The organism is Acinetobacter sp. UBA2063 (assembly GCF_002333245.1).
Lineage (GTDB): Bacteria > Pseudomonadota > Gammaproteobacteria > Pseudomonadales > Moraxellaceae > Acinetobacter > Acinetobacter parvus.
The window spans coordinates 8,435-11,317 of the sequence record NZ_DDAH01000126.1; the positions used below are offsets into that span (position 1 = coordinate 8,435).

General features: G+C 33.0%; 4 protein-coding genes. 3 read left to right on the top strand and 1 reads right to left on the bottom strand.

The window, feature by feature from the left end; translation table 11 throughout:
* Positions 1-169: 169 nt before the first annotated feature.
* Positions 170-412 carry a DUF2789 family protein gene (locus tag B4H32_RS05660; RefSeq protein WP_004281876.1) on the bottom strand — a complete coding sequence of 81 codons (243 nt, stop codon included), beginning with the start codon at positions 410-412 and terminating at the stop codon, positions 170-172.
* 351 nt (positions 413-763) lie between these two features.
* Between B4H32_RS05660 and B4H32_RS05665 the strand changes: the two genes are divergently transcribed.
* The 3 genes from B4H32_RS05665 (at position 764) to B4H32_RS05675 (ending at position 2,748) form a co-directional block, all read left to right on the top strand.
* Entirely contained in the window at positions 764-1,144 is a 381-nt protein-coding gene (locus tag B4H32_RS05665) for a copper resistance CopC family protein (protein WP_004681441.1), read from the top strand.
* A 64-nt stretch (positions 1,145-1,208) separates the two neighbouring features.
* Complete coding sequence (locus B4H32_RS05670; protein WP_286800852.1) at positions 1,209-2,090, top strand: copper resistance D family protein; 882 nt, start codon at positions 1,209-1,211, stop codon at positions 2,088-2,090.
* Between the two features lie 463 nt (positions 2,091-2,553).
* Positions 2,554-2,748 carry a heavy-metal-associated domain-containing protein gene (locus tag B4H32_RS05675; RefSeq protein WP_004679365.1) on the top strand — a complete coding sequence of 65 codons (195 nt, stop codon included), beginning with the start codon at positions 2,554-2,556 and terminating at the stop codon, positions 2,746-2,748.
* Positions 2,749-2,883: the final 135 nt, after the last annotated feature.

Sequence of the window (2,883 nt, forward strand, 5' to 3'; positions counted from 1 at the left end):
GATAGAAGGTAAAGAAGATTATTTTTAATATTAGGGTTTATAATCCAAATTTCAGAGTAAGGAATCTACTACTTATATAATAGAGATTCCATCTCCAAAACAGTACTACTGTATGAATGAGTTGTATTCAATGCAGGGAAGAATGTAGATCCTTAATACTAACGGAAAATTATTTTACTGAATTTTCATGTAAAGACTCATTTAATTGATCAATCACTGTCGTCCATTCACCATCAGAGTGTAGTTTTTCTTCTAAAAAATGACGTTGAGCATCAGTCCAAAAAATTGCTTGTGTTAAAAAAACATCTCCAGCTAGCTGATGGCTCTCTATGAATTTTGCAATTGCTTCTTCAGTAGAAGCTAAACCAAGCTGTTCAAATAATTTGGTCATTCTTGGACGTGTTTGAGTCATGTGCTTAGCCCACAAATTTATATTAGATCAAATTAAACATAACATGTTTATATTTAAACTAAAATATAAAAAATTAAATAGCTACTATTTTCTTAGACAAAATGATTACTACATTTCATAAATCAACCACCTACATAATTTGTTTGTTAAATGATCATTATTTTTCAATAAGATTATTTTAATAGTTAAAGATTTTAAATTTTAAAAATGACAAAAATGTAATTTTGAAGTCATCGCTCTGTTTCTGTCTCTCACTAATAATTGAAATATAAGAGGAGATGATGTGGTCTCATTAAATATAGATTTTATAAAGTCATCTCTAATGAACTAACGAATCAAGAGGAAACGTAAATGAAATTATTTCAAAATAAAATGACTGCTCTACGTAATGTTGTAGTAGCTGCAACGATGATTGTGGCTACTACAACTACGTTCGCTCATGTGAGTTTAGTGAGTGCGATTCCTGCGGAAAATGCATCTATCCTTAGTCAACCAAAGAACTTGACCCTTAACTTTGGTGCAGAGGTTATGTTGATGAATATTAAGTTACTGGATGCTCAGCGAAGAGATGTTCCTTTAAAATATAAAGTTACTCATGACTTAAAGAAATCCTTTGATGTCGCTCTTCCGAAACTGAAAAAAGGTAAATATACCGTTGTCTGGACAACAATGGGGAAAGATGGTCACAACATGAATGGTGAATATAGTTTCACTATTAAATCAACTAAATAAGAATTGATTACCTTTCAACATGTCAGTGAGGTGCTGGCATGTTGTTCTAGAATGGACAAAAATAATGATTTCTGAATATTGGATGTGGGCCACTTGGTTAACTAAGGTTATTTTATATTTAAGTGTAGCTTTTGTCGTTGGTGGAGCCTTTTGCTATTTTTTACTTAGACAATATCTTGAACTAAAAGAATCGATTCTTAAATATATTACAATTGGCGCTGGATTAGGCCTAATTTCCAGTACCTTGGGATTTTTTATTCTGATTGGTAGTTTTGCCAATACTGGTATTACAGGTATGGTGGACCCCACGTATATTAATATATTGGTTAATACTCCGACGGGGTATATATACGTTCTTCGTTCTATTAGTTTTGCTCTTTTACTTCTTCTCATGGTGGTTAAACTTAACAGGAACAAAGGTCATTTTTCTATAATTGAAAGTTCAATATTTTGTGTTTTACTTCTCCCGATTATTTTTAGTTTTTCCCAGCTCGGACATGTCGCTAATTTAACCTTACTTGCTCAAATTTTATTATCAATCCATATTCTAGTTATGTCGTTATGGATGGGGTCTTTATATCCGTTATGGAAAACCAGCCGGGAAATAAGTGGTTTACCTTTAAAAGATCGCATGCATGTATTTGGACGTATTGCTGCTTTCATTGTTGGGATATTAATCGCCTGTGGCGCTAGTGTAGCTATTCTTTTAATTAAAGATTTTAATACCTTAATCAATACTGCATATGGCTATGGTTTCATGGTTAAAATGTTTTTTGTTATAAGTATTCTACTTTTAGCTGCCTTCAACAAATGGTATTTCACCCCGCGTCTTCAACATCCTAAATTCGCTAAACACCTTAGTCATGCCATTTTATTTGAGATGTTATTAGGCCTATCAATTCTATTAACAACAGGCTATATAACCACTGTCGTGGGTATTGAATAAGAGAATTTCAAAATAAGGGAATTGAGGAAATTTAACATTACTGCATTTATCTTTTGTAGCTGAGCAATAAAGTTTCTACTGGACTGCCAACTTACGACAATCAGAACAGTAAAATCGCATCATAAGGCATTTATACATTAAAGGTAGTCACCGGTTTTTAGCTTCAATCCATAAGAGTCTCATCTATTCAGTTCACTACTATTGATTGAAATAACTATCTTATAAATTTCAAAGTTATCGTAGATGACAAAAATGTCATTTTTAAGTCACGTTAATGTTGGTTAAGTACTTTTACTGTAGTCATTAGAACGCTATGCTTTAGAATACTCTGATGAAAACTATGGATGTAAACAGACTAAGTTACAGCAAGTAACTGATTCAGAGAAAGGCTGGTTGTATGGTGAAAGTTTAGAGTTACTGTTCTAATGGTTTAAACAAATATTTTGTTAAAAAGGAGCAACATATGAAATTTCACATCGCTAATATGACTTGTGGTGGTTGTGCACGAGGCATTACTACTGCAATTAAAGAGCTCGACTCGAATGCATCACTCGATATTGATTTACAAAACCGTATCGTTGAAATCAACACAACGGTTAGTCAGGATAAAGTCATTGCCACTCTCGGTGATCGTGGATTTACAGCTGAGCCTGCTTAATCTCTGTTAGAGTAAAGTGGTAATCCCTTATCACTTTACTTACTCTTGTTTTTCTCATCGTACAGATAAAATCTGTACTTGCTTGCAATAAAAGTGCTGCCTGAATTCCCAATTATCTTGGTTCGAGCTGATCTT